Here is a 26,725-nt window from a genome sequence, read left to right as displayed (position 1 = left end):
ACTCAAGGGCCGGCCGGGGCGGAGGGCGCTCACCGGAAGATGCCCGTGTGGCCGAGCGAGTAGCGGCCGGGCTGGGGGTAGACCGCGAGGCCGTGCGGTCCGCTGCCGACCGGGATGCGGGCGAGCTGCTCGCCGGTGCGGGTGTCGATGGCGTACACCTCGGCGTCGTAGCGGCCGGACAGCCACAGCACCTTGCCGTCGGCGGAGACGCCGCCCATGTCGGGGCTGCCGCCGTCGGGCAGCTGCCACTTCTTGGTCAGCTTGTCCTGTGTGAAGTCGAAGACGGAGATCGTGCCCTCGCCGCGGTTGGACACGTACATCTCGCGGGAGTCGCGGCTGACGTACAGGCCGTGGCAGCCCTTGCCGGTGGGCAGCAGCGTAGGCTCGGTGAACCGGTCGCCGTCCAGGACCCACATGCCGTGGGCCATCATGTCGGCGATGTAGAACCTCTTGCCGTCGGGCGAGACCTTGACGTCCTGCGGCATGGCACCGTCGAACGGCAGCCGCTGCTGCCCGACGACCTCCATCTTCTCGGTGTCGACCTTGAGCAGTTCGCCGCTGAACTCGCACGAGACGATGAAGTAGCGCCCGTCGAGGGAGAAGTCGGCGTGGTTGACGCCGTAGCAGGAGACCGGGACCGTCTTCTTGATCTCCATGGTGTGCGGGTCGCGGAAGACCAGCTCGCGGTCGAGGGAGGCCATGACGACGGCGTATCTGCCGTTGGGCGTGAAGTAGAGGTTGTACGGGTCGTGGACCTCGACATCCTTCCCCGCCTTTCCGGTCTTCGGGTCGATCGGGGTGAGGGTGTGACCGCGGTTGTTGTTGACCCACAGCGTCTTGAGGTCCCAGGACGGGACGACGTGCTGAGGCTGACGGCCCACGCTGATCGTCTCGATGATCTCGTACGTCTTCGGGTCGATGACCGAGACGGTGTCGGACTCGGTGTTGGGGACGTAGACCCGGGACGGGAAGTCCTTGACCACGGGCGACAGCTTGTTCGGGCGGTCGGCCGCGTACACGTCCTCCGGGTCGAGGACCGGTGGCATGCCCGGCAGCCCCCGGACGGGCTTCCTCTCGGGCGGTGCGGGCACGGCGGCCTTGGTGCCGTGCGCTGCGGAGGTCCGGTCCCCGCCCGCGGTGCCACAGGCGGCGAGTACGGCGAGGGCGGCACCCGCGACGAGGGCGCTCTTGACGAGATGGCGGTGCATTGCACCATTTAAGGTGTGCTTCACCTGGAAACCGGTGATTCCCCTGTCCGGCGGCCGAGTGACCTGTCACCGGCCGTGCGGCCGTTCGGGCGCCGAGCCCGGAGGCGGTCCTCAGCGGTCGGCGACCCGCATCTCGAACCACGTGGTCTTGCCGCGGGGCAGCAGATCGACCCCCCAGCGGTCGGCCAGCTTGTCGACGAGGAACAGGCCGCGGCCACTGATGTCCAACTCCTGGACCGGCATCAGGCACGGCAGCCCCCGGGAAGGGTCGCGGACCTCGACGCGGATCCAGCCGCGGCGCCGGTGCATGCGTAATCCGAAGACGCGGGCGCCGGTGTGGCGTACGGCGTTGCCGACCAGTTCGGAGACGAGCAGGACCGCGTCCTCCGTGGTCTTGGGGGTGAGCCCCCAGTGGCGGAGGATCACGACCTGGGTCAGCCGTCTGGCGGTGGCCGCGGACTCGGGGCGGGACGGCAGTGGAACTTCTGCCTCCGTCGGGTTGCCGTACAACTCCAGCGCCTTCAGGGCGTGTTCGTCCTCGACGGTCGGCGACCAGCGCGCCGCGGACGCATGTGCGTGTCCCCGCGGCTGTTCCATACCCTCCAGCCCCGCCATGCCCCCCATCATGGCCGCCCGGGTCGCCCTTGGGGGCCGTTCCCGGGGAATACACCCCCGGAAACGGGTCCTCACCCGACGATCCGGTGACATATGCCGACGGCACTTCGGAGCCGCCCACAGCCGGTTTGACCTGCGGCAACGCCCCGTTTCGGGGCAATCGGCAGGCCACCTCGGCCGGACACGCTTAAGGCTGCCTTAAGGCTGTCATAAACCCCTCTATCGAGGGACCGGGATTAGACGCCGCGTCAACAGCAAGCCCCTGGAGGGATGTTCAGAGGAACTTCGCCTTACCCGGCCCCTCCGCCACGAAGCTGCGCATCCCGCGCTCGCGGTCCTCGGTGGCGAACAGGCCAGCGAACCAGTTCCGTTCGATCGTCAGGCCCGTGTCGAGGTCCGTCTCCAGGCCCGCGTCGATCGACTCCTTGGCGGCGCGCAGCGCGAGCGCCGGGCCCTGCGCCAGCTTCGCGGCCCAGGCGTGCGCCTGGGTGTACACCTCGTCGGCGGGCACGACCCGGTCCACCAGGCCGATCTCGCGCGCTTCGTCCGCCTTCACCATCCGGCCCGTGAAGATCAGGTCCTTGGCCTTGGAGGGGCCCACGAGCCGGGCCAGGCGCTGGGTGCCGCCCGCGCCGGGGATCAGGCCGAGCAGGATCTCCGGCTGGCCGAGCTTGGCGTTATCGCCGGCGATCCGGAAGTCCGCGCAGAGCGCGAGTTCACAGCCGCCGCCGAGCGCATAGCCCGTCACGGCCGCGACGACCGGCTTGGGAATCCGGGCCACGGCGGTGAACGAGTCCTGCAGGGCGCGGGCACGCAGGACCATCGCGGTGTGGTCCATCGCCTGCATCTCCTTGATGTCCGCGCCGGCCGCGAACACCTTCTCCCCGCCGTAGACCACCACGGACCGCACGTCCTCCCGGCGCGCGGCCTCCTCGGCGAGTTCCTTCAGCCGGTCCTGCGTGGCGATGTCCAGCGCGTTCATGGGCGGACGGTCCAGGCGCAGCGTGCCGACACCTTCAGCGACTTCGAGAGAGACGGTCATAGGGAGCAGGTTAACGGGGGCTAACGGGTATCGGGCCGGTGCGGTGGGTCACATACGGCTGGGGGTCCGGGGGTCGTCCCCCAGGGCAGCACAGCACGGGGGCTGACGGGTATCGGGCCGGTGCGGTGGGTCACATACGGCTGGGGGTCTGGGGGTCGTCCCCCAGGGCAGCACAGCACGGGGGCTGACGCGAAAGAGCCCGGTGCGGTGGGTCACACCGGCCGGGCTCTTCAGGGTGTACGCGAACGAGAGCTACTTCTTCCACTTCTCCCAGGACATGTTCCAGCCGTTGAGCCCGTTGTCCGGATCGACGATCCGGTCCTCGGAGTTCTTGACGACCACCACGTCGCCGACCATCGAGTGGTTGAAGAACCACGCGGCCGGCACCTTCTTGTCCCAGCCGCCGCGCACGTCCCGCAGGCCGATGCAGCCGTGGCTGGCGTTGTAGTTGCCGAAGGCGCCGCCCGCCCAGTAGTTGCCGTGCAGGAAGGTGCCGGAGTTGGTGAGGCGGATGGCGTGCGGGACGTCCTTGATGTCGTACTCGCCGCCGTAGCCGACCGTCTCGCCGTTCATCCGGGTCACCGTGAGCATCTCGCTGACGACCATCTGGCCGTTCCAGGTCTCCATGCCGGGCTTGCCGGTGGTGACCGGGATGGTCTTGATGGTCTTGCCGTCGCGCATGACCTTCATCGTGAGCTTCTTGGCGTCGACCACGGAGACCTGGTTGCGGCCGATGGTGAAGTCGACGGTCTTGTCCTGCTCGCCGTAGACACCGGGGCGTCCCTCGACACCGTCGAGGTCGAGGTCGACGGTGACCTTCGTGCCGGGCTTCCAGTACTTCTCGGGGCGGAAGTCGAGACGGTCGTTGCCGAACCAGTGGCCCTCGACGTCCACGGCCGGCTCCGTCTTGATGCGGATGGCCTTCTCGACGTCTTCCGGGCTGGTGATGCCCCGGTCGAAGCGGATGGAGAACGGCATCCCGACGCCGACCTTGGAGCCGTCCTCGGGGGTGAAGGTGCCGGTGAAGGTGTTCTTCGGCGTCAGCGTGGTGAAGCCGGCGTCCTCCGCGGCCGTGCGGCCCTCGGAGTCCTTGGCGATGGCGTGGACCTTGTACTCGGTGGCCGCGGCCAGATGGGTGGACGGCGTCCAGGTGGCGCCGTCGCCGGATATCTTCCCGGCGATCTTCCTGCCCTTGCCGTCCTTGACCTCGACCTCGGTCAGCTTCCCCTTGGCGGCGGTGACCTTCAGCGCGCCGCTGGTGTCGACGGACTTGGCGCCGTCCTTCGGCGCGATGCTGACGACGGCCTCGGACTGCTTGCTCTGCGCGGCGTCCGAGCCCTTGCCCTCGCCCCCGCCGGCGCCGGAACCGGTCCCTCCGCCACCGCACGCCGTGACGGCGAGCAGCAGCGCGCCGAGTATCAGCGCGCGCGCTCCCTTCCGCCCACCAACCGACGCCCCCGATATCGGTCGCCCGTTCAAGTCGTTCTCCCCTCCCCGGGCCTGGTCAGGCCCACCCCTGCGCGTCCCCCGCGCACCGGCGAATAGTAACCACAGGGGGTACGGCACCGGCGGCCCGCGATTGTCACCGTTCGGTCCCAACAGAACGCCCGGTCACATCACCCCGGTGTCGGGCTACTTCACCGCACTGCCCGCTTTCCATGCATTCCAGCCCATGTTCCAGCCTCCGAGTCCGTTGTCGGGAGCGACCTCTTCGTCCTTGCTGTTGACGACCTCGACGACGTCCCCGACGAGGCTGCGGTCGAAGAACCAGCCGGCCGGGGTGGCCGAGCCGCCGCCCTTCACGTCACGCAGTCCCACGCAGCCGTGGCTGACGTTGCTGTGTCCGAAGACGGAGTGATGGGCCCAGTAGTTGCCGTGCAGGAAGGTGCCGGAGTCGGTCAGGCGCATGGCGTGCGGGACGTCCGGGATGTCGTACTCGCCCTTGCCGTTGCGCTTCTTGAAGCCGACCGTGGCGCCGTTCATCCGGGTGACCTCCAGCATCTCGGTCACCACCATCTTGCCGTTGTAGGTGGTCATCTTGGGGGCGCCGGCCGTGACCGGCACGGTGGCGAGCGCCTCGCCGTCGCGGCGCACCTCCATGGTGTGCCGGGCGGCGTCGACCACCGAGACCTGGCTGCGGCCGACGGTGAAGGAGAACGTCTTGTGCTGCAGGCCGTAGACCCCGCGGGCCCCCTCCACGTCCCGCAGGCGCAGGGCCACGGTGACCTGGGTGCCGGGTTTCCAGTACTCCTCGGGGCGGAAGTCCAGGCGGGTCCTGCCGAACCAGTGCGGGCGGATCTCGACGGCGGGGCTGGCGGTGACCCGCACCGCGCGTTCCACGGCGGCGCGGCGGGTGATCTCCCGGTTGAACTCCAGTGAGACGATCATGCCGGTGCCGACCGTGGCGCGGTTCTCCGGGGTGACGTAGCCGATGAAGCGTTCCTCGGGGACGTACGTCGTGAAGGTGGTGTGCCGGGCCGAGCGGCGTCCGTCGCCGTCCACGGCCACCACGTCGACCGTGTACCTGGCGGCCAGCGCCAGCCGCTTCTCCTCCGGCTCCCAGGTGAGCCGGTCGGCGGACAGACGCCCGCGCACCGGGGTCTCCTGCGCGTCCTGCGACCTGACGACCTTCACCGACTCCAGGCGTCCGTCGGGCACGCGCACCCGCAGCTTCCTGCCGGGGCGCACACCCCTGCTGCCGTCGTCGGGCGAGATCCGGATGACGTCCTCGGGCGCCGGGGGCGCGCCGAACGCCCCGGCGATACCCCCCACGTCGTCCGAGGTACAGCCCGTCGTCCCGGCCAGCAGCCCTGCCCATGTCACTACGGCGGCCAGCGCGGCCCTCGCGCGCCGCGCGCGCCCTTGTACGTGCCTCACGAGGTGCCCAACGACCGGCCGCGTCCCCGGGAAACGACCATGCCCGCCCCCGGGGAAACGTGAGTGCGACCCACGCTCTGGGCAGAACAGTGGGGAGGACGACGCGCAGGGGAGCCGCGACCGAGCCGCGCACGGGGCCGCACCCCCCTGTCCCCAGTCGCCCCACGAGCCGCGGGAGGCTGACAGGTGTCCAGCGCAGCCGAGCAGGAGGCGGTGGCCGGTCATCAGGCCGCCGGGAACGGGCGCCAGGCCGCCGCGAACGGCGTACGGCGGGCCGCGCCGCCGCCCACGGTGCCTGCCTGGCCGGGCGCGCCGACGCCGCTGGGCGCCCGGTTCCGGGTCGGCCCGGACGGGGTGGCGGGGACCAACTTCGCCCTGTGGGCGGGCGGTGCCGAGGGCGTCGAGCTGTGCCTCTTCGACGAGGCGGGCAAGGAGTCGCGGGTCCGGCTCGGCGAGCTGACCCACGAGATCTGGCACGGCTTCGTCCCGGGCGCCCTGCCCGGGCAGCGGTACGGCTACCGGGTGCACGGCCGCTGGGACCCGTGGACGGGCTCCCGCTGGAACCCGGCGAAGCTGCTCCTGGACCCGTATGCCCGTGCGGTGGACGGGGACTTCTCGCTGCCTCCCGAGGTGTACGGGCACGTCCGCGACTGGCCGCAGCAGCACGTCGCCGATACCGTGCGCGACGAGCGGGACTCGGCGCCGTACGTCCCCAAGGGTGTCGTGGTCCACGATGACGACGACTGGTCCGACGACCGCCGCCCGAAGACGCCGTGGGCGGACTCGGTGATCTACGAGCTGCACGTCAAGGGCTTCACCCGGCTGCACCCCGGCATCCCCGGGGAACTGCGCGGCACCTACGCGGGTCTCGCGCACCCGGCCGCGATCGAGCACCTGGTCGAGCTGGGCGTGACGGCGGTGGAGCTGCTGCCGGTGCACCAGTTCGCCCACGAGGACCATCTGCTGCGCAGAGGCCTGCGGAACTACTGGGGCTACAACTCCGTCGGCTACTTCGCCCCGCACGCGGGTTACGCGGCCTCCGGGACGACCGGCCAGCAGGTCGGCGAGTTCAAACGCATGGTGCGCGCCCTGCACGCGGCCGGGATCGAGGTCATCCTCGACGTGGTCTACAACCACACGGCGGAGGCGGGCGAACTCGGCCCGACACTGTCCCTGAAGGGCATCGACAACCGCGGCTACTACCGCCTCCAGGAAGACCCGCGCCGGTACGCCGACTACACCGGCTGCGGCAACACCCTGCACGTGGTCCAGCCGCACGTCCTGCGGCTGATCACCGACTCCCTGCGGTACTGGGTGACCGAGATGGGTGTGGACGGCTTCCGCTTCGACCTGGCCGCGGCGCTGGCCCGTTCCATGCACGACGTCGACATGCTCTCCCCGTTCCTGGCGGTCATCGCCCAGGACCCGGTGCTGCGGCGGGTGAAGCTGATCGCCGAGCCGTGGGACGTCGGCTCGGGCGGGTACCAGGTGGGGGCTTTCCCGCCGCTGTGGACGGAGTGGAACGACCGGTACCGGGGCGCCGTGCGGGACTTCTGGCGGCACGCCCTGCCGGACGTACGGGAGATGGGCTATCGCCTGTCGGGCTCCAGCGACCTGTACGCCTGGGGCGGGCGCAGGCCGTACGCGTCCGTCAACTTCGTCACCGCGCACGACGGTTTCACCCTGCGCGACCTCGTGTCCTACGAGCGCAAGCACAACGAGGCCAACGGCGAGGGCAACCGGGACGGCGCGGACGACAACCGGGCCTGGAACTGCGGTGCCGAGGGCGAGACGGACGACGAGGGCGTACGGGCGCTGAGGCGGCGGCAGCTCAGGAACCTGCTCACCACGCTGCTGCTGTCCACGGGCGTGCCCATGCTGGTCGCGGGCGACGAGATGGGCCGCACCCAGCGCGGCAACAACAACGCCTACTGCCAGGACAACGAGATCGGCTGGGTGGACTGGAGCCTGCTGGAGGACCCGGGCTGGAGGACCCTGTTCGAGCTGACCTCCCGGCTGATCCGGCTCCGCCACCGGCACCCGGTGCTCAGGCGCCGGGCGTTCTTCTCGGGCCGGGCGCAGACCGCGGACGGGCTGCGCGACCTGGCCTGGTTCACCTCCCGGGGCGCCGAGATGACGGAGCGGGACTGGTACGCGCCGGCCGCCACCCTCGCGATGTACCTGTCCGGCCGGGACATCCCGGGCCGGGACGAGCGCGGGCGGCAGATCCTCGACGACAGTTTCCTGGCCGTCCTGCACGCGGGCGAGGAGCCCGTGGACTTCGTGCTGCCCGGGCCGCCGTGGGCGGAGCGGTACGAGGTCGTCGTCGACACGAGCCTGGAGGAGCAGGGGGAGGCGCCGGGCGTGGAGCACCGGGCGGGGACGGAGATCACGATGCCGGCGCGGGCGGTGCTGCTGCTGCGCGTGACCGGCTGAAGCATCGTTTCGCCGGGCGGGGCGTCATCGTGGCTCGGCGCGAGTGGGTGCGGGGCGTCGCGGGTCGGCGCGGCTCGGCGTGACTCGGCGCGGGTCGTCGTGCGGCTCGGCGTAACTCGTCGCGACGCGGCGCGTGAACCACTACGACGGCGGCTCGGTCGCGAAGTACACCCAGATGGTGGAGAGCCTGGACGCGTCCGTCGGCGAGGTGCTCGCCGCGCTGCGCCGTTCCGGACAGGAGGAGAACACCGTCGTGCTCTTCGCCAGCGACAACGGCGGGGAGCGCTGGTCGTACCTGTGGCCCCTGAGCGGCGGGAAGTTCTCCCTCCAGGAGGGCGGCATCCGGGTGCCCGCGATCCTGCGCTGGCCCGCCCGGATCGACGGCCATCAGGTCAGCCACGAGCCGAACTTCTCCCCCGACTGGACCGCGACCCTGCTGGAGCTGGCCGGTGCCCGGCCCGACCCGGCGTATCCGCTGGACGGCACCAGCCTCGCCGGGTACCTGCTCCGCGGCGAACCACTGCCCGAGCGGGACCTGTTCTGGCGGGTGCGGGGCAACCGGGCGCTCAGGCGGGGCGACTGGAAGTACTACCGGGACGACAAGGGCACCGACCACCTGTACAACCTGGCCGCCGACTCCCGCGAACAGGCCGACCTCGCCCCGGACGAGCCGGAGTTGCTCACCGAGCTGAAGGCCGCCTGGGAGAAGACCGCGGCAGGTCTGCTGCCGTACCCGGGCTAGCCCAGGATGCCTCGCTCGTAGGCCGTGGCCACCGCCGCCGCCCGGTCCTTCACGCCCAGCTTCGCGTAGAGATGCGTGAGGTGCGTCTTGACCGTGGCCTCGCTGATGAAGAGTTCACGGGCGATCTCGCGGTTGGAGGTGCCCTTGGCGACCAGGGCGAGGACCTCGCGCTCGCGGGCGGAGAGCGTCTCGTGGCCGGGGGCCCGGGGAGCACGGACCGCCGAGACCAGGCGGGAGGCCACGGCCGGGGAGAGGACGGTCCGGCCTTCCGCCGCCGCGCGGACCGCCGCGAACAGTTCGTCCCTCGGGGCGTCCTTCAGGAGGTAGCCCGTCGCGCCCGCCTCGATGGCGGGAAGGGTGTCGGAGTCGGTGTCGTACGTGGTCAGGACGAGGACCTTGGCCCGGGCGCCGGCGCCGGTCAGTTCGCGGATGGCGTCCACTCCCCCGCCGCCCGGCATGCGCAGGTCCATCAGGATCACGTCGGGGTCGAGGCCCGCGGCGAGCGAGACCGCCTCGACGCCGTTGGACGCCTCCCCCAGGACGCGGAACCCCGGCGCGGACTCGAACATGCCGCGCAGACCGTCCCGTACGACGGGGTGGTCGTCGACGATGAGCAGGGTGATCGCGGCGTCCTCAGTCATGGCGGACCAACGGTACGCGAGCGGAGACGGCCGTACCGTGGCCAGGCTCGGACTCGACCGTGAGGAACCCGGCGACGCGTTCGGCGCGGGCGCGCATGCCGTCGAGGCCGAAGCCGCCGGAGCTGGTGCGTTCGGGGACGGCGAGGGGGTCGAAGCCGCGGCCGTCGTCACGGATGTCGAGGATGACCTCGTCGCCGAGGAAGGACAGGGTGACACCGACGCGGTCGGCGGCGGCGTGCCGGGCGGTGTTGGAGAGGGCCTCCTGGACGATCCGCAGGAGCGTGGCCGCGATCTCCTCGTGGAGTTGCTCGTCGGTACCGGTGACCGTGAACTCGGCACGCACGCCCGCCCGTTCGCCCCACTCGGTGACCGTCTTCTTCAGGGCCTCCGGCAGTCCGGCGTCGGCCAGCGCCACGGGGGCGAGGTTGTGCACGGAGCGGCGGGCCTCGCCGAGGCTGTGCCGGGCCAGGTCCGTCGCGCGGGTCACGTGCTCACGGGCCAGGTCCACGTCCGGGGTGTTCGCCACGACCTGGAGCTGGGCGATGATGCCGGTCAGCCCCTGGGCGATGGTGTCGTGGATCTCGGCGGCCAGCCGTCGGCGCTCGTCGGCGACCCCGGCCTCCCTGGCCTGCACCAGGAGCTGGGCGTGCAGGGCGGCGTTCTCGTCGAGGGCCTGCTGCAGGGCCGCGTTGGTGCGCTCCAGTTCGGTGATGGTCGCGGTCTGGATCCGGGTGCGTTCCTCCTCCCGCCCGGCCAGCTGACCGAAGACGATCAGCAGCACGATGTAGAAGCACATCAGCCCGCCGAACAACGCCCAGTCCAGCGGCCCGTGCAGGGGCATGCCACCGGCCTGGGAACTCGCGAGGATCACTGCGGTGGCCACCACCCCGACCATGAGCGGGCGGCCTCGCAGCAGCCGCTCGGGGCCGACGAACCCGGCGGAGCCGTAGAACGCGAAGAACGGGTTGCACCAGGTGAGCGCGAAGGCCAGCGCCCAGCGCACGAAGTAGTAGCAGGCGCCCGGCACCGACGGGGCCAGGGGCCGGCCGCGGGACCACCGCCCCCACCACAGCTGGAGGACCACCGCGGCACCGACCAGGACGACGGCGATGTACCGCTCCACGGTGCTCATGCCGACCGCGTCGACCGTGGCCGCGGACAGCACGGTGCCCGCCGCCAGCATCCCGTACGGCCCCCAGCGGAAGTACGCCGCCCACCGCTGCTCCACACCCGCCACGTCCGTCATGCCCACAGTGTCGGCCACGGCCGTGTCCCCTCCCCGGGCTCCGGTCACTCCCAGCGGAACCAGCGCGCGGCCGACGCCGAGAGCACCGCCGTCCACGCGGCGAGCACGCCCAGGTGACCCCAGCTCGGCCAGTCGCCCCCGGCGGCCTGGTCCAGGGCCCGTGCGGCGGCGCCGAACGGGGTGCACTGGACGATGCGGCCCAGCAGGTCCGGCATGGCCTGCACCGGCACCCACACCCCGGCGCAGAACATCATCGGAAAGGACACGGCGGTCCCGATCGCGGTCGCGATCTTCGTCGTGCGGGCCCGTGCCGACATCAGCGCGCCCAGCGAGATGGCGGCGAGCACGGCGAGGAGCAGCGCGAGCAGGTACCCGGCGGGCTGTTCGGGCAGCCGTACGCCGTAGGCGAGCCGTCCGACGGCGAGCGCGAGCAGCGCGGAGGCCAGGGCAGCCACGCCGTTCACCAGCATCTGGGCGGCCAGCAGCGCCGAGGGCCGGACAGGTGTGGTGGACAGCCGGCGCAGGATGCCGTTCTCGCGGTAGCCGGTGAGGGTCGGCGGCATCGCCTGCACGCCGGCCATGATGAGGGCGACCAGCACACACACGGGCACGTACACGTCGACGATCCGCAGCCCGCCGAGCCCGTCCTGCTCCTCGCGGAAGGACGGCACGGAACCGAGGATGCCCAGCAGCAGGGCCGGGAACAGCAGGATCCAGAAGAGACTGCCCGGCTCGCGCCGGAAGAGCCGGAACTCGCTCCGCAGAACCGCGGGGTTGATCAGTGCGGTGCTCATGCCGGGGCCTCCGTCAGGTCCAGGAACGCGTCGTCCAGCGTGGCGTCGGTGACGCGGAGTTGATGGGCGGTGATGTGCCGGCGGGCGAGCAGCGACAGCACGGCGTCGACCGTGTCGTCCGTGCCGGACAGCGTGATCCGGCCGTCCTTGTGCTCGAGGGCGACCAGGGAGGGGAGCGTGTTCAGCTCACGGTCGTCCAGGGGCGTGGACGGGGTGAAGCTGATGACGGTGGCGCCCGCCGAACGGCGGATCAGCCCGGCCGGGGTGTCCAGGGCGGCCACCCGGCCCTTGTCGATCACCGCGATCCGGTCGCACAGCCGCTGCGCCTCCTCCATGAAGTGCGTGACGAGCAGGACGGTGACGCCCTGGGCGCGGACGTCCTCGATGAGCTGCCAGGTGTCGCGGCGGGCGCGCGGGTCGAGGCCGGTGGTGAGCTCGTCCAGGACGACGATCCGGGGTCCTCCGACGAGGGCCAGCGCGATGAACAGGCGCTGCTTCTGGCCGCCGGAGAGCTTGGCGAACCGGGTGGTGAGCTTCTCCCCCAGACCGAGGCGTTCGGCCAGCGGGCGCCAGTCGGCGGGTCGTGGATAGAACGCGGAGTACAGCTCCAGCGCCTCGCGGACGGTGAGTTTGGGCTGGAGACGACTCTCCTGGAGCTGCGCGCCCAGAACCAGGGCGACTTGCTCGTGGTCGGCGACGGGGTCGAGGCCGGTGACACGGACGCGGCCGGAGTCGGGGGCCCGCAACCCCTCGACGCACTCCACGGTGGTGGTCTTGCCGGCGCCGTTCGGGCCGAGGATCCCGAAGATCTCGCCCTCCTCCACGGCGAAGGAGACTCCGTCCACGGCGGGTCGTCCGGCGTAGCTCTTGCGCAGTTCGGTGACTTCGATGACGGGTGCGGTCGGCATGTGCCGAGCATCCCGGCGGCGCGGGGGCCGCCACATCGGCCGACGCGCTCGAAGCGGCATCATCCGATCGGTCGATGCCACCGTACGACCCCTCGGGCATTCCCCAAGCTCTCGGCTTCGCTCGAGCAGGGAGATACCCCCAGGTCGTAGGACCAACGGCCGACCGGGACCCGGCAGAAACTCGGTGGGCAGTGTCAGTGGCGATCCGTAGGCTCGCTGATGATGGCCACGACACCCGAACCCGCCCAGGACCGTTCCGCCGTGCGTACGCTGCTGCGCCTGTGGCCGTACGTGCGGCCCGTGCGGGCGCGGCTGTTCAGCGCCGCGTTCGTGGCGATACTCGCCTCCTGCGTGGGTCTGGTCATCCCGCTCGTGCTGAAGTGGCTGGTGGACGGACCGGTCGCGGACCGTGACCCGGCCGGGGTCTGGCTCGGGGCGCTGTACCTGCTGCTCCTCGGTTTCACGGAGGCCCTGCTGTTCGGGCTGCGGCGGTGGCTCGTGGCGCGGCCGCTGTCCCACGTCGAGGCGTCGATGCGGGCGGCTCTGTACCGGCACCTCCAGCGGCTGCCGGTGGCCTTCCACGACCGGTGGGCGTCCGGGCAGTTGCTGTCCCGGGGGACGACGGACCTGATGCTGCTGCGTCAGTTCCTGGCCTTTCCGCTGACGTTCCTGCTGGTCAACGGGGTGACGATCCTCGTCGGTGTGGTCATCATGCTGCTCCAGGACTGGACCCTCGGTCTGGTCATCCTCGGGCCCGCCGTGCCCGTCATGGTGACCTGCGTGATCTTCGAGAAGCGGTATGCCCAGGTGACCCGGCTCGCCCAGGACCAGGTCGGCGACCTCACCACGGTCGTCGAGGAGAGCGTCCTCGGCATCCGCGTCATCAAGGGCTTCGGCCGCCATCGCAGCCAGGCTCGGGCGTTCCGGGAGCTCTCGGGGACGCTGCGCGGCACGGAGCTGCGCAAGGCGCGGCTGCTGGCGACGATCTGGGGCGTCATCGTGGCGCTGCCGGAGGTGGCGATCGGGGCGGCGCTGGTCGTGGGGGTCATCCAGGTGGCCGACGGGGCGTTGTCGGCGGGCACGCTGGTGGCGTTCCTGTCGACGGCCCTTGCGTTGCGGTGGCCGGTGGAGTCGATCGGCTTCCTACTGGCGATGAGCCAGGAGGCGGCCACGGCGACGGAGCGGTACTTCGAGGTGATGGACGAGGGCGTCGAGTCCTCGGAGACGACCGTGACCGCACCGAGCGCCGAGGACAAAGACGGGGACAAGGGCCTGCGGTTCGACAACGTCCGGTTCCGCTACCCCGACGCCCCGCCCGGCTCGGCGCCCGTCCTGGAGGACGTCACCCTCCACATCCGCCCCGGCGAGTCCATGGCTCTGGTCGGAGCGACGGGCAGCGGCAAGACGACGCTCACCGCGCTCATCCCCCGCCTCTACGAACTGACCTCGGGCCGCATCACCCTGGACGGCGTCGACATCGGCGCCCTCTCCAGAGAGTCCCTGCGCGCCAAGGTCGCCGTCGCCTTCGAGGAGCCCACGCTCTTCTCGGCCGGGGTCGGCGACAACGTTCTCATGGGCGCGGACGGCACAGCCGGAGAGACGGAGCTGGAGCGCGCCCTGTCCGTCGCACAGGCCGACTTCGTGCACGCGCTGCCGCAGGGGACGGAGACCCAGGTCGGCGAGCAGGGCCTCAGCCTCTCCGGCGGGCAGCGGCAGCGGCTCGCGCTCGCCAGAGCCGTCGTGGGACAGCCGGAGTTCCTCGTCCTGGACGATCCCCTGTCGGCGCTGGACGTGCACACGGAGGCCGCCGTGGAGGCCGCCCTGCGCCAGGTCCTCGCGGACACCACGGCCCTGATCGTGGCGCACCGCCCGTCCACCGTGCTGCTCGCCGACCGGGTCGCCCTGCTGTCCGGCGGCCGGATCACCGCGGTCGGCACCCACCACGAACTGCTGCGCTCGAACGCCGAGTACGCGCATCTGATGTCCGGCGAACAGTCAGGGGAAGAGGAGGGCGCACGATGACGGCGGCCACCACCACACCGGCCGACGAGAAACCCGACGACGACAGTCCCGGCGCCCGGATCTCCGCCACCGGCGACCCGTTCGACCAGGACGTCCTGCCGACACCCCCGGGCGCCACCGCCGCCCTCCTGCGCTCCCTGCTCGCGCCCCTGAAGGCCCGGGTCACGGTCACGACGCTCCTGCTGCTGCTCCAGCAGGCGGTCGTGCAGGCGGGCCCCCTGCTCGTGGCGTACGCCATCGACCGTGCCGTACCGGCGTTCCGGGCGCAGGACCACGGACCGCTGATCGCGGTCGGGGCCGGCTACCTGGCGTGCGCGCTGGCCGCCGGTGGTCTGCAGTTCGCGTTCGTCGCCGCCGCGGCCCGGGTCAGCCAGGACGTGCTGCTCGACCTGCGCGGCCGGATCTTCCGGCACGCGCAGGCGCTGAGCGTCGACTTCCACGAGCGCTACACCTCGGGGCGGCTCATCTCCCGCTCCACGACGGACGTGGAGTCGCTGCGCGAGCTGCTGGACGAGGGCCTCCAGGAGCTCGTGACGGTCATCCTGTCGTTCGTCTACATCTCGGTGATGCTGCTCTGGCTGGATCCGGGCCTGGGCGGGGTGGCGATGGCGTCTTTCGTGCCGCTGTACGCCCTGGTGCGGCTGTACCAGCGGCGGGCCGGACGGGTGTACCGGGCGCGGTCCACCGCGATCGCCGCCGTCATCGTCAAGTTCGTCGAGACCATGAACGGCATCCGCCCGGTGCGCGCCTTCCGCCGCGAGGCCGTCAACGACACGGACTTCGGCGCGCTCAACCACCGGCACGAGCGGACCAACGGCGACGCGCTGCTGGAGATGGCCCGGTACGTCACCGGCTCGCGGCTGGTCGCCAACACCGCGGTCGCGGCGATCGTGCTGTGGGGCGCCTACCGGGTCGCGGACGGCACACTCGCCCTCGGCGTGCTGGCGGCGGCCGTGCTGTACCTGCGCCGACTGTACGACCCCATCGACCGGCTCGGGATGTTCCTCAACTCGTACCAGTCGGCGGCCGCCTCACTGGAGAAGATCGCCGGACTGCTCGCGCAGACCCCGTCGGTGCCCGAGCCGGAGACCCCGCGGCAGCTCCCTCCGCTCGCGGGCGAGCACCCGGGGCGCGAGGTCGTCTTCGACGGCGTCCGCTTCGGCTACCGCACCGGCGGCGAGGTGCTGCCCCGCTTCGACCTGACGATCCCGGCCGGGCAGACGGTCGCGGTCGTCGGTTCCACCGGCGCCGGCAAGTCGACGCTGGCCAAGCTGCTGGCCCGGTTCTATGACCCTTCCCCAAGCTCTCAACTGCGTTCGAGCAGGGGAGCCCCCCACTGCGGCCGGGTGCTGCTGGACGGGGTCGACCTGCGCGACCTCGCCACGCCCGAACTGCGGCGCGGGGTGGTCATGGTGACGCAGGAGGCGTTCCTCTTCTCCGGCACGGTCGCCGAGAACATCGCGATCGGCCGCCCGGACGCCCGCCGCGAGGAGATCGAGCGGGCGGCGAGGGAGATCGGCGCACACGACTTCATCAGCGCCCTGCCCGACGGCTACGACACCGACGTACGCAAGCGTGGCGGCCGCATCTCGGCCGGCCAGCGGCAACTGGTCGCGTTCGCACGGGCGTTGCTGGCCGACCCGGCGGTGCTGATCCTCGACGAGGCGACCAGCTCGCTGGACATCCCGGGCGAGCGGGCGGTGCAGCGGGCGATGGCGACGGTGCTGAAGGGCCGTACCGCCGTGGTCATCGCGCACCGGCTGTCGACCGTGGAGATCGCGGACCGTGTGCTGGTGATGGAGCACGGGCGGATCGTCGAGGACGGCGAACCGGCCGGACTCATCGCGGGCACGGGCAGGTTCGCGGATCTGCACCGGGCCTGGCGGGACAGTCTGGCGTAGAGGGGGCGGGCAGCGTCCGTGTGAGGTGCGCGAAGTGCCGTGCGTGACAGGAGAAGCGTCCGTTTAACGAACATGAACTTCCGGTCAACGAACCGTTTCCGGCCATAGTGTTGACGCGCTCCTGACAGCAAGCGCACTCCCCTGCCACGCTTCCCACGACTGCTCCACGGCAACCCCACGGCAACACCTCCACCTCCCCAGGCCGGGCGACCCCCGGTCCCGCAGAAGGAGTCAGTGTTGAGAAGCAGTTCCTCGCGAAGAGGTACCTCCCACAGACGCACTCCCCACACCCCTCGCCGCACCGCGGCCGTGGCCCTCGCCGGCGTCGCCGCGCTGATCGCCGCCGCCGTGCAGACCGGCACCGCCACCGCGGCCCCCACGACGGCACCGGCGGCCGCGAGCAAGGCGAAGCCCGGCTCGGAGTCGGTCCGGCTCACCCCCGCCCAGCGCGCCGCGCTGATCCGGGAAGCCGATGCCGGCAAGGCCGAGACCGCCAAGGACCTCGGCCTCGGCGCCAAGGAGAAGCTGGTCGTCCGCGATGTCCTCAAGGACAGCGACGGCACCGTGCACACGCGCTACGAGCGGACCTACGACGGCCTGCCGGTCCTCGGCGGCGACCTGGTCGTGAAGAGCACGAAGGCGGACGCCACCGCTTCCGTCGTGAAGGCCACCCGCGCCGCCATCGAGCCGGCCACCACGACCGCGGCCGTCTCCACCGCCAAGGCGGAGCGGCAGGCGCTGTCCGCTGCGAAGGCGGACAAGGCCAAGAGCGCCGACGTCGACAAGGCGCCCCGCAAGGTGATCTGGGCCGCGAGCGGCAAGCCGACCCTCGCCTACGAGACGGTCGTCGGCGGCCTCCAGGCGGACGGCACCCCGAACGAACTGCACGTCGTCACCGACGCCGCCACCGGCGAGAAGCTCTTCGAGTACCAGGGCATCGAGACCGGCACCGGCAACACGATGTACAGCGGCACGGTCACGCTGGGCACCACGCAGTCGGGGTCGACGTACAACCTCACCGACGCCGCGCGCGGCAACCACAAGACGTACAACCTCAACCGCGGCACCTCCGGCACGGGCACACTGTTCTCCGGCCCCGACGACGTCTGGGGCAACGGGAGCGCGTCCAACGCGGAGACCGCCGGCGCGGACGCGCACTACGGTGCCGCGCTGACGTGGGACTACTACAAGAACGTGCACGGCCGTTCGGGCATCAAGGGTGACGGCGTCGGTGCCTACTCCCGTGTCCACTACGGCAACAACTACGTCAACGCGTTCTGGTCCGACAGCTGCTTCTGCATGACCTACGGGGACGGCTCGGGCAACACCCACCCGCTCACGGCCATCGACGTGGCCGGCCACGAGATGACGCACGGCGTCACCTCCAACACCGCGGGCCTGAACTACAGCGGCGAGTCCGGCGGCCTGAACGAGGCCACCAGCGACATCTTCGGCTCGACCGTCGAGTTCTACGCCAACAACTCCTCCGACGTCGGTGACTACCTCATCGGCGAGGAGATCGACATCAACGGCGACGGCACGCCGCTGCGCTACATGGACAAGCCCAGCAAGGACGGCGCGTCCAAGGACAGCTGGTACTCGGGTATCGGCTCGATCGACGTGCACTACTCGTCGGGCCCCGCGAACCACTTCTTCTACCTGCTCAGCGAGGGCAGCGGCACCAAGACCATCAACGGTGTCACGTACAACTCGGCCACCTCGGACGGCCTTCCGGTCACCGGCATCGGCCGGGACAAGGCGGAGAAGATCTGGTTCCGCGCACTGACCACCAAGTTCACGTCGACCACCAACTACGCGGCCGCCCGCACCGGCACCCTCGCGGCCACGGGTGAGCTCTACGGCACCGACAGCGCCGAGTACAAGGCGGTCCAGGACGCGTGGGCGGCCATCAACGTCGGCACCCGCTCCGGCGGCGGGGGCGGCGGGGGAACGTCCTTCGAGAACACCGCCGACGTGGCGATCCCGGACCGGGGCGCGGCGGTCACGTCGCCGATCACCGTCTCCGGACGGACCGGCAACGCACCGTCCAACCTCCAGGTGGCCGTGAACATCGTGCACACCTACATCGGTGACCTCCAGGTGCAGCTGGTCGCGCCCGACGGCACGGCGTACACGCTGAAGGGGTACGGCACCGGCGGCAGCTCGGACAACATCGACACCACGTACACGGTGAACGCGTCCTCCGAGGCCGCCAACGGCGTCTGGCAGCTGCGGGTCCAGGACAACGCGGCCGCCGACACCGGCTACATCAACAGCTGGAAGCTGACCTTCCCGTAGACCGCGGCGCACGGTTCGCGGCTCCGAATCAGGGCGCCGTCCCGGCGGGTTCGACTCCCCCGGGACGGCGCCCGCGCCGTTCCCCGGACACACACTCCACGTGGTCGATTTCCGGCCAACATCACACGCACTCCTGACATGTACGCGTCCGGGGTGCCACTCTTCCTCCACCCGCCGCACAGCACCCCAGCAGTTCCCCCACACTTAGGAGCTCGTGTGACCTCCCCTCTCTACGCGCGTCACAAGCGCACCACGCTGGCCATCGCCACCGCCGTCGCCGCCGGCGCGCTCCTCACCACCGGACTGACCTCCGGCACCAGCGCCGCGGCCGACTCCGCCTCCGGCAAGCCGGCCCTCGCAGCCGCACCCGTCCTGCTCTCCGCGCCCGCCCGCACCACGCTCATCAAGGAGCAGCAGGCGGACGCCACGAAGACCGCCGAGGAGATAGGCCTCGGCGCCCAGGAGAAGCTGGTCGTCAAGGACGTCGTCAAGGACGCGGACGGCACCGTCCACACCCGCTACGAGCGGACCTACGCGGGCCTGCCGGTCCTCGGCGGTGACCTCGTCGTGCACGAGTCGAAGTCCGGCGAGACAAAGGGCGTCACCAGAGCGACCAAGGCCGCTCTCAAGGTCGCCTCGCTCAAGCCGGCGGTCTCCGCCGCCAAGGCGGAGAAGCAGGCCGTGACCCTGGCCAAGGCGGACGGCTCGGAGAAGACCGAGGCGAACTCCGCACCCCGCAAGGTGATCTGGGCGGCCGACGGCAAGCCCACCCTCGCCTACGAGACGGTCGTCGGCGGCCTCCAGGAGGACGGCACCCCGAACGAACTGCACGTCGTCACCGACGCCGCCACCGGCAAGAAGCTCTACGAGCACCAGGCCATCGAGACCGGCACCGGCAACACCACCTACAGCGGCACCGTCACCCTCAGCACCACCAAGTCCGGGTCGACGTACAACCTGACGGACGGCACGCGCGGCGGCCACAAGACGTACAACCTCAACCGCGGCACCTCCGGAACCGGCACCCTCTACTCCGGCTCCGACGACGTCTGGGGCAACGGCAACCCCTCCAACACGGAGACCGCCGCCGCCGACGCCCACTACGGTGCCCAGATCACCTGGGACTTCTACAAGAGCGCCTTCGGCCGCAACGGCATCCGCAACGACGGCAAGGGCGCCTACTCGCGCGTCCACTACGGCAACGCCTACGTCAACGCCTTCTGGTCGGACAGCTGCTTCTGCATGACCTACGGCGACGGCTCGGGCAACACCAACCCGCTGACCTCGCTCGACGTGGCCGCGCACGAGATGAGCCACGGCCTGACCTCGGCCACGGCGGGCCTGAACTACAGCGGCGAGTCCGGTGGCCTGAACGAGGCCACCAGCGACATCTTCGGCGCGGGCGCCGAGTTCTTCGCCAATAACTCCTCCGACGTCGGTGACTACCTCATCGGCGAGGAGATCGACATCAACGGCGACGGCTCCCCGCTGCGCTACATGGACAAGCCCAGCAAGGACGGCGCGTCCAAGGACTCCTGGTCCTCCAGCCTCGGCAGCGTGGACGTCCACTACTCCTCCGGCCCCGCCAACCACTTCTTCTACCTGCTGTCCGAGGGCAGCGGTTCGAAGACCATCAACGGCGTGACCTACAACTCGCCGACGTCCAACGGCTCCACGGTCACCGGCATCGGCCGCACCAAGGCGCTGCAGATCTGGTACAAGGCGCTGACGACGTACATGACGTCGACGACCAAGTATGCGCAGGCCCGCACGGCGACCCTGAACGCCGCCTCGGCCCTGTACGGCGCGAGCAGCACCGAGTACAAGGCGGTCGCGGCCGCCTGGTCGGCCGTCAACGTCGGCTGACCGAAGCCCGACCGAGGGCGGTACCCGGATCCACGACAGGTCCGGGTACCGCCCTAGTCTTGGTGACCGTGTCTTATCCGGATCCGCAGGACTTCACCTACGCCGACGTCGGCGCCACCCGTGACCAGGGCTTCTGCCCCCCGGGCTTCCACCCCATGAACGTGCGCACCCGCCTCGGGGAGGGCGAGGAGGTCTTTCGCCGGGCCTCGGAGGCGGTGCTCACCTGGGAGATGCACCGGGCGATGGGGGTCGGTGTCGACACGAGCGCGGACCGGGCCGCCCCCGGCGTCGACGTCACCGTCACCCTGGCCGGCATGATCAAGGCCCCCTGCCGCGTGGTCTGGACGGTCGAGGAACCCCGTCGGGCGGGCTGGGCCTACGGCACCCTCCCCGGCCACCCGGAGACCGGCGAGGAGTCCTTCGTGGTCGACCGCACAGGAGACAGCACGGTCTGGCTCACGGTGAACGCCTTCAGCCGAGCCACCAAGTGGTACGCGAGGGCCGGAGGTCCGGCGACGAGGGGCTTGCAGCACGCCTACGCCCGCCGCTGCGGCACCGTCCTACGGAACTTGTCAACGCAGGGTAGTGCGGACACCTGAGGGGCGCGGGGAACTGCGCGCTCAGCCCCCACGCACCTGCAGACGGCAACTCACCGCATAAGCAACCCGGCAGCCTCCACCAACTCCTCGGACGGCCCGGCCACAAGCCCCAGCTCCGCACTCGAAGCCAACAGCCGATGCGCGGGAAGGATCCGCACCGTATACCCAAAAGGCCCGGTGCGATCCAGCGACAAGGCCCCTTCATAGACCCAGCGCCCACCCTGGTCAGGAGCCCCCACCGGCTTCAGAGGAACCACCGTCGCGTCCCCGATCCGATCCTCCTCGTCCACCCGCCCGGACACGACCTGCACATCCACGTCTTCAGGCCCCAGATCCCCGAGCCCCACCCGCACACGCAACCCCAGCGTCGTCCCGAGCTCCGCCAGCGCCTCGGACGCCGACGTCTCCACATGGTCGACCGTGACTCCCGGCCAGGCCGCCCGCACCCGCCCCTTCCACTCCGCGAGATCCCGCGCCGTGTCCGGATCCATCGACCGGTGGGCGAGCGCCGCCGGCGCGTAGAGCCGCTCGACGTACTCGCGCACCATCCGCCCGGCCAGCACCTTCGGCCCGAGCAGGCTCAGCGTCTGGCGGACCATCTCGAGCCAGCGGTCGGGCAGCCCGCTCCGGCCGCGTTCGTAGAAGCGGGGCGTCACCCGCTGTTCCAGCAGGTCGTACAGCGCCGCGGCCTCTATGTCGTCGCGGTGGTCCGGATCGGTCGCCACCCCGTCCGCCGTCGGGATCGACCACCCGAAGTCCGGCTGGAACCACTCGTCCCACCACCCGTCGAGGACGGACAGATTGAGACAACCGTTGAGCGCGGCCTTCATCCCGGACGTGCCGCAGGCCTCCAGCGGCCTGAGCGGATTGTTGAGCCAGATGTCGCAGCCCGGGTACAGCTTCTGCGCCATGGCCATGCCGTAGTCCGGCAGGAACACGATCCGGTGCCGCACCCGCGGGTCGTCCGCGAACCGCACCAGCTCCTGCACCAGCCGCTTCCCGCCGTCGTCCGCGGGGTGCGCCTTGCCCGCCACCACGATCTGCACCGGCCGCTCGGGATGCAGCAGCAGGTCCATCAGCCGGTCCCGGTCGCGCAGCATCAGCGTCAGGCGCTTGTACGACGGGACGCGCCGGGCGAAGCCGATGGTGAGGACGTCCGGGTCGAGCACGCCGTCGATCCAGCCCAGCTCGGCCGTGGCCGCCCCGCGCTGCCGCCAGGAGGCCCGCAGCCGCTCCCGCACCTCCGTCACGAGCTGTTCGCGCAGGCCCCGCCGCAGTTCCCAGATCTCCTGGTCGGGGATGTCGGCCACCGCGTCCCAGCGGTCCGAGCCGCCGACCGTCAGCGCGTCCTCGGCACGCTGGACGCCGATCTGCCGGGCGCCGAGCCGGAACACCTCCGGGGCGACCCAGGTGGGCGCGTGCACGCCGTTCGTCACGGAGGTGATGGGCACCTCGTCGGCGTCGAAGCCGGGCCACAGCCCGGAGAACATCTCGCGGCTGACGTTGCCGTGCAGCAGCGACACACCGTTGGCGCGCTGGGCGAGGCGCAGGCCCATCACGGCCATGTTGAACAGGTTGGGTTCGCCGCCGGGGTAGGTCTCCATGCCGAGCCGGAGGACGCGCTCGACGTCGATGCGCGGCAGCTCGGCCTCGGGGCCGAAGTGGCGGGCGACCAGCGCGCGGTCGAAGCGGTCGATGCCGGCCGGGACGGGGGTGTGGGTGGTGAAGACGGTCCCGGCGCGCACCGCCTCCAGCGCCGAGTCGAAGTCCAGACCGTCGGCGCAGAGCTCGGCGATCCGCTCCAGGCCGAGGAACCCGGCGTGACCCTCGTTGGTGTGGAACACCTCCGGTCCGGGGTGCCCGGTCAGCCGGCAGTACGTGCGCACCGCCCGCACCCCTCCTATGCCGAGCAGCATCTCCTGGAGCAGCCGGTGCTCGCTGCCGCCGCCGTAGAGCCGGTCGGTCACGCCGCGCTCGCCGAGGTCGTTCTCCTCGACGTCCGAGTCCAGCATCAGCAGCGGGACCCGGCCGACCTGCGCCTGCCAGATCCGGGCGCGCAGCTGTTTCTGCCCGGGCAGGGCGATGGCGACCTGGGCGGGGGTGCCGTCGGGCTCCTCGAGGAGGACCAGGGGCAGCTCGTTCGGGTCGAGGACGGGGTAGTGCTCCTGCTGCCAGCCGTCCCGGGAGAGGGTCTGGCGGAAGTAGCCGTGCCGGTAGAGCAGCCCGACGCCGATCAGCGGGACGCCGAGGTCGCTGGCGGACTTCAGATGGTCGCCGGCCAGGATGCCGAGGCCGCCGGAGTACTGCGGCAGGGCGGCCGTGATGCCGAACTCGGGTGAGAAGTAGGCGATGGCGGCGGGGAGTTCGTCGGGCTGGGTCTGGTACCAGCGGTCGCCGGTCATGTAGTCGTGCAGATCGCCCTCGACCGCGGCGAGGCGGCGCAGGAACCGGCGGTCCTGGGCCAGCTCGGCGAGGCGGGCGGGCGGCACGCTGCCCAGCAGCCGGACCGGGTCGCCCCCGGAGACGGCCCACCGCTCGGGATCGACGGACTGGAACAGGTCACGGGTCTCCGCGTGCCACGACCAGCGCAGGTTGCGGGCCAGATCGCCGATCGGCCGGAGGGGTTCGGGGAGAACGGGTCGGACGGTGAATCGACGGATCGCCTTCACGGGTTCCACCTCGGCGCGTTCGCTGGTTGACGCAGGGCTTTGACACAGGGCTTCATCGACGTCTCCTACGACAGTACCGGCGTCGGCCCCGCCGCCGCTGAGGCTCCGCCGCCGGACGCCCGATCGGCCGGAACCGGCCCATCCCGGATATGGCCGATTCCGCCCCCATAGGCGTCCTTGTGGTGCTTCGCACGCCACGAGAGGCTGCCTCTGGCGTGCCCGGCCCGCGCCCGTCGCAGGCGGCGCCCGGGGCCGGTACGCCGAGTCGAGGAGGGGAACTCGGAGCATGGCACGGACGCGCACCCGGCGTCTGCGCTGGACGGGGGGCCTGGCCGCGGCGGTCTGCGCCGCGGCGTTTTCGGCCATCACCCCGCCCGCGCACGCCGTTCCGCAGGGACGGATACTCGGCGCCGGAGAGCCCGGCTCCGTGCAGGGCAGTTATCTGGTCACACTGAAGAAGGGCACCCCGGCTCGGTCGGCGGCCGGAACGAGCCTCGCCGAGCGGTACGGGGTGGACATCAGCCACACCTACGGCATCGTGCTGAACGGCTACGCGATCAGGGCGGACGCGAGACGGGCACGGCAGCTCGCCGCCGACCCCCGGGTCGCCTCGGTCGTCCAGGACACCCGGGTCGGCCTGGAGCGCACCCGGCGCGAGCAGCGCACCCAGCTCAACCCGCCGTCCTGGGGCCTGGACCGGGTGGACCAGCCCGGTCTGCCGCTGGACCGCGTCTACACCTCGCCCGCGTCGGCAGGTGCCGGGGTGACGGTGTACGTGATCGACACCGGCGTCCGGACGACCCACCGGGACTTCGGCGGCCGGGCGAGCCACGGCTGGGACTTCGTCGGGGACGACGGGGTCGCGGCGGACGCCAACGGCCATGGCACCCATGTCGCGGGCACGGTCGCAGGAAGGACCCACGGTGTCGCCAAGAAGGCCAGGATCGTCTCCGTGCGCGTCCTCGACGCCGCGGGCGGGGGCACCACGGCCCGGGTGATCGCCGGGATCGACTGGGTGACCCGGCACGCCAGGAAACCCGCGGTCGCCAACCTCAGCCTGGGCGGCTCCCGCAACGCGCAGCTGGACGCCGCCGTGCGCACCTCCATCGCCTCCGGCGTCACGTACACGGTCGCCGCGGGCAACGACGGCCGGCCCGCCGGCCTGTACTCGCCCGCGAGCGTCCAGCAGGCGATCACGGTCGGCGCGACCGACCGGAGGGATACAAAACCGGCCTTCTCCAATGACGGCCCGGCCCTCGATCTGTTCGCCCCGGGCGTCGGCATCACCTCCGCGTCCGCCGCGAGCGACACCGCGCAGGCCACCTACTCGGGCACCTCGATGGCGTCCCCGCACGCCGCCGGCGCGGCCGCGCTGTATCTGGCGGATCATCCGAAGGCCACTCCGTACCAGGTCGGGAGGGCTCTGACCGCGTCGGCGGCGACCAAGAGGATCTCCGGCGGGGGTCCCGGTTCGCCGGACAAACTGCTGCGGGTGCCGGGCGGGTAGGACGAAGCCGCGGGCATGCCCAGGGGCCGGCCTCGTCCGTGACGGACGAGGCCGGTCTTGTGTGTCGACATACCCCTGAGTAGTTAACAAAGTGCCGGATTGCCCACCCGAATAGGGTGGGAAGGCTCCTCCGGGTACCCCTCTCAGGAGCACCACGCAGGACCCACCTCCCCACAGACATCCGCCCACCCACGTTGACGCGGACAGGAGCGGTCATGCCCGCCAAGCACCATTCGTCACCACCCCCGACCCGCCGCACCGGGGCGCGCGCGCCCGGCGGCGGAGCTCACCCCGCGCGCCCGGCCGACGCCGGTCCACCGGCCCCGCAACCACCCCCCGCGGGCGGGGCGACCGCCGTCGGGCGCATACCCGTCCTCGACGTCCGCCCGGTCGTCCAGCAGGGGCGCCGGCCGGCCAAGGCCGTGACCGGCGAGACCTTCGAGATCTCGGCGACCGTGTTCCGGGAGGGGCACGACGCGGTCGCCGCCAACGCCGTCCTGAGAGACCCCGAGGGCCGGCCCGGGCCGTGGACGCCGATGCGGGAGCTGGCCCCGGGAACGGACCGGTGGGGCGCCGAGGTCACCGCCGGCGAACCCGGCCTGTGGACGTTCACCGTGGAGGCCTGGGGCGATCCGATCAGCACCTGGCGCCACCACGCCGAGATCAAGATCCCGGCGGGCATGGACACCGACATCGTCCTGGAGGAGGGCGCGCGCCTGTACGAGCGCGCGGCCGCCGGTGTGCCCGAGGACGGCCCGCGGGACGTGATCGCGGCCGCCGTCGACGCCCTGCGGGACGAGAAGCGCCCGGCGTCGGCGCGGTTGGCGGCGGCGTTGGCGCCGGAGGTGGTGGCGGTCCTGGCCCGGCATCCGCTGCGGGACCTGGTCACCACCTCCGAGCCGCTGCCGCTGCTGGTCGAGCGGGAACGGGCCCTGTACGGCTCCTGGTACGAGTTCTTCCCCCGCTCCGAGGGCACGGCCGCCCGGCCCCACGGCACCTTCGCCACCGCCGCCCGGCGGCTGCCGGCGATCGCCGCCATGGGCTTCGACGTGGTCTACCTGCCCCCGATCCACCCCATCGGCACCACCTTCCGCAAGGGCAAGAACAACACCCTCTCCCCCGGGCCCGACGACGTCGGCGTGCCCTGGGCGATCGGCTCGCCCGAGGGCGGCCACGACGCCGTCCACCCCGACCTGGGCACCCTGGAGGACTTCACCCGCTTCGTGGAGCAGGCCCGTGACCTGGGCCTGGAGGTGGCCCTGGACTTCGCCCTGCAGTGCTCCCCGGACCACCCCTGGGTGCACAAACACCCCGAGTGGTTCCACCACCGCCCCGACGGCACCATCGCCTATGC

At 71.3% G+C, this 26,725-nt stretch carries 18 protein-coding genes and 1 pseudogene; 9 read left to right on the top strand and 10 right to left on the bottom strand.

Features of this window, described 5'->3' with window-relative positions; all coding sequences use genetic code 11:
• Nucleotides 1-29 precede the first annotated feature (29 nt).
• The 5 genes from ABZ016_RS21355 to ABZ016_RS21335 all read right to left on the bottom strand — a co-directional run bounded on the left by ABZ016_RS21355 (nt 30) and on the right by ABZ016_RS21335 (nt 5,742).
• Entirely contained in the window at nt 30-1,208 is a 1,179-nt protein-coding gene (locus ABZ016_RS21355) for a hypothetical protein (protein WP_356918221.1), read from the bottom strand.
• Between the two features lie 111 nt (nt 1,209-1,319).
• The gene (locus ABZ016_RS21350; protein WP_356918220.1) at nt 1,320-1,823 is read right to left on the bottom strand and encodes an ATP-binding protein; all 504 of its coding nucleotides are present in this window, start codon (nt 1,821-1,823) and stop codon (nt 1,320-1,322) included.
• A 274-nt stretch (nt 1,824-2,097) separates the two neighbouring features.
• A complete protein-coding gene (locus tag ABZ016_RS21345) occupies nt 2,098-2,865 on the bottom strand; it encodes an enoyl-CoA hydratase-related protein (RefSeq protein ID WP_356918219.1) in 768 nt (255 codons plus the stop codon).
• 252 nt (nt 2,866-3,117) lie between these two features.
• Nucleotides 3,118-4,344 (bottom strand): Ig-like domain-containing protein, encoded by a 1,227-nt coding sequence (locus tag ABZ016_RS21340; protein ID WP_356918218.1) that lies wholly within the window; start codon nt 4,342-4,344, stop codon nt 3,118-3,120.
• 153 nt (nt 4,345-4,497) lie between these two features.
• On the bottom strand, nt 4,498-5,742 hold the full coding sequence (locus ABZ016_RS21335) for an Ig-like domain-containing protein (protein WP_356918217.1): 1,245 nt from the start codon (nt 5,740-5,742) through the stop codon (nt 4,498-4,500).
• Between the two features lie 186 nt (nt 5,743-5,928).
• Here ABZ016_RS21335 and glgX point away from each other — a divergent pair, with 186 nt between their 5' ends.
• A complete protein-coding gene (gene glgX, locus ABZ016_RS21330; RefSeq protein ID WP_356918216.1) occupies nt 5,929-8,178 on the top strand; it encodes a glycogen debranching protein GlgX in 2,250 nt (749 codons plus the stop codon).
• 133 nt (nt 8,179-8,311) lie between these two features.
• Nucleotides 8,312-8,920: pseudogene (locus ABZ016_RS21325) on the top strand (sulfatase-like hydrolase/transferase); the annotation flags it as partial.
• On the opposite strand, the gene ABZ016_RS21320 reads toward ABZ016_RS21325, so the two are convergent.
• The 4 genes from ABZ016_RS21320 to ABZ016_RS21305 are packed head-to-tail and all read right to left on the bottom strand — an operon-like array spanning nt 8,917 to nt 12,509.
• Nucleotides 8,917-9,561 carry a response regulator transcription factor gene (locus ABZ016_RS21320; protein ID WP_356918215.1) on the bottom strand — a complete coding sequence of 215 codons (645 nt, stop codon included), beginning with the start codon at nt 9,559-9,561 and terminating at the stop codon, nt 8,917-8,919. The pseudogene ABZ016_RS21325 and the gene ABZ016_RS21320 sit on opposite strands and share 4 nt — an antisense overlap.
• Nucleotides 9,554-10,807 (bottom strand): sensor histidine kinase, encoded by a 1,254-nt coding sequence (locus tag ABZ016_RS21315; protein ID WP_356918332.1) that lies wholly within the window; start codon nt 10,805-10,807, stop codon nt 9,554-9,556. The genes ABZ016_RS21320 and ABZ016_RS21315 overlap by 8 nt, the downstream gene beginning before the upstream one ends.
• Before the next feature lie 44 nt (nt 10,808-10,851).
• Nucleotides 10,852-11,601, bottom strand: coding sequence for an ABC transporter permease (locus ABZ016_RS21310; protein WP_356918214.1), 750 nt, complete (start codon nt 11,599-11,601; stop codon nt 10,852-10,854).
• The gene (locus tag ABZ016_RS21305) at nt 11,598-12,509 is read right to left on the bottom strand and encodes an ABC transporter ATP-binding protein (protein ID WP_356918213.1); all 912 of its coding nucleotides are present in this window, start codon (nt 12,507-12,509) and stop codon (nt 11,598-11,600) included. The genes ABZ016_RS21310 and ABZ016_RS21305 overlap by 4 nt, the downstream gene beginning before the upstream one ends.
• A 222-nt stretch (nt 12,510-12,731) precedes the next feature.
• Here ABZ016_RS21305 and ABZ016_RS21300 point away from each other — a divergent pair, with 222 nt between their 5' ends.
• From ABZ016_RS21300 to ABZ016_RS21280, 5 genes are all read left to right on the top strand, one after another.
• Nucleotides 12,732-14,531 carry an ABC transporter ATP-binding protein gene (locus ABZ016_RS21300; RefSeq protein WP_356918212.1) on the top strand — a complete coding sequence of 600 codons (1,800 nt, stop codon included), beginning with the start codon at nt 12,732-12,734 and terminating at the stop codon, nt 14,529-14,531.
• Nucleotides 14,528-16,432: an ABC transporter ATP-binding protein gene (locus ABZ016_RS21295; protein WP_356918211.1), complete on the top strand. Its 1,905-nt coding sequence runs from the start codon at nt 14,528-14,530 to the stop codon at nt 16,430-16,432. Before ABZ016_RS21300 ends, ABZ016_RS21295 begins: the two co-directional genes overlap by 4 nt.
• 237 nt (nt 16,433-16,669) lie before the next feature.
• A complete protein-coding gene (locus tag ABZ016_RS21290) occupies nt 16,670-18,730 on the top strand; it encodes a M4 family metallopeptidase (protein WP_356918210.1) in 2,061 nt (686 codons plus the stop codon).
• A 216-nt stretch (nt 18,731-18,946) separates the two neighbouring features.
• Complete coding sequence (locus tag ABZ016_RS21285; RefSeq protein WP_356918209.1) at nt 18,947-20,596, top strand: M4 family metallopeptidase; 1,650 nt, start codon at nt 18,947-18,949, stop codon at nt 20,594-20,596.
• Between the two features lie 59 nt (nt 20,597-20,655).
• Nucleotides 20,656-21,195 (top strand): DUF1990 domain-containing protein, encoded by a 540-nt coding sequence (locus ABZ016_RS21280; protein ID WP_356918208.1) that lies wholly within the window; start codon nt 20,656-20,658, stop codon nt 21,193-21,195.
• A gap of 50 nt (nt 21,196-21,245) precedes the next feature.
• Here the strand turns inward: ABZ016_RS21280 and ABZ016_RS21275 are convergent, their stop codons facing one another.
• Nucleotides 21,246-23,864 carry a glycosyltransferase family 1 protein gene (locus ABZ016_RS21275; RefSeq protein ID WP_356918207.1) on the bottom strand — a complete coding sequence of 873 codons (2,619 nt, stop codon included), beginning with the start codon at nt 23,862-23,864 and terminating at the stop codon, nt 21,246-21,248.
• Between the two features lie 286 nt (nt 23,865-24,150).
• Between ABZ016_RS21275 and ABZ016_RS21270 the strand changes: the two genes are divergently transcribed.
• Nucleotides 24,151-25,371, top strand: a complete 1,221-nt coding sequence (locus ABZ016_RS21270; protein WP_356918206.1) for a S8 family peptidase — start codon at nt 24,151-24,153, stop codon at nt 25,369-25,371.
• Between the two features lie 215 nt (nt 25,372-25,586).
• Nucleotides 25,587-26,725 (top strand): maltotransferase domain-containing protein (locus tag ABZ016_RS21265; protein WP_356918205.1); only part of this gene is annotated, 1,139 nt, incomplete at its 3' end.

Source organism: Streptomyces sp. NPDC006372, assembly GCF_040612515.1.
GTDB lineage: Bacteria > Actinomycetota > Actinomycetes > Streptomycetales > Streptomycetaceae > Streptomyces.
The sequence above is the reverse complement of the archived record's forward strand: the minus strand, read 5'-3'. Positions and strand labels throughout refer to the sequence as shown.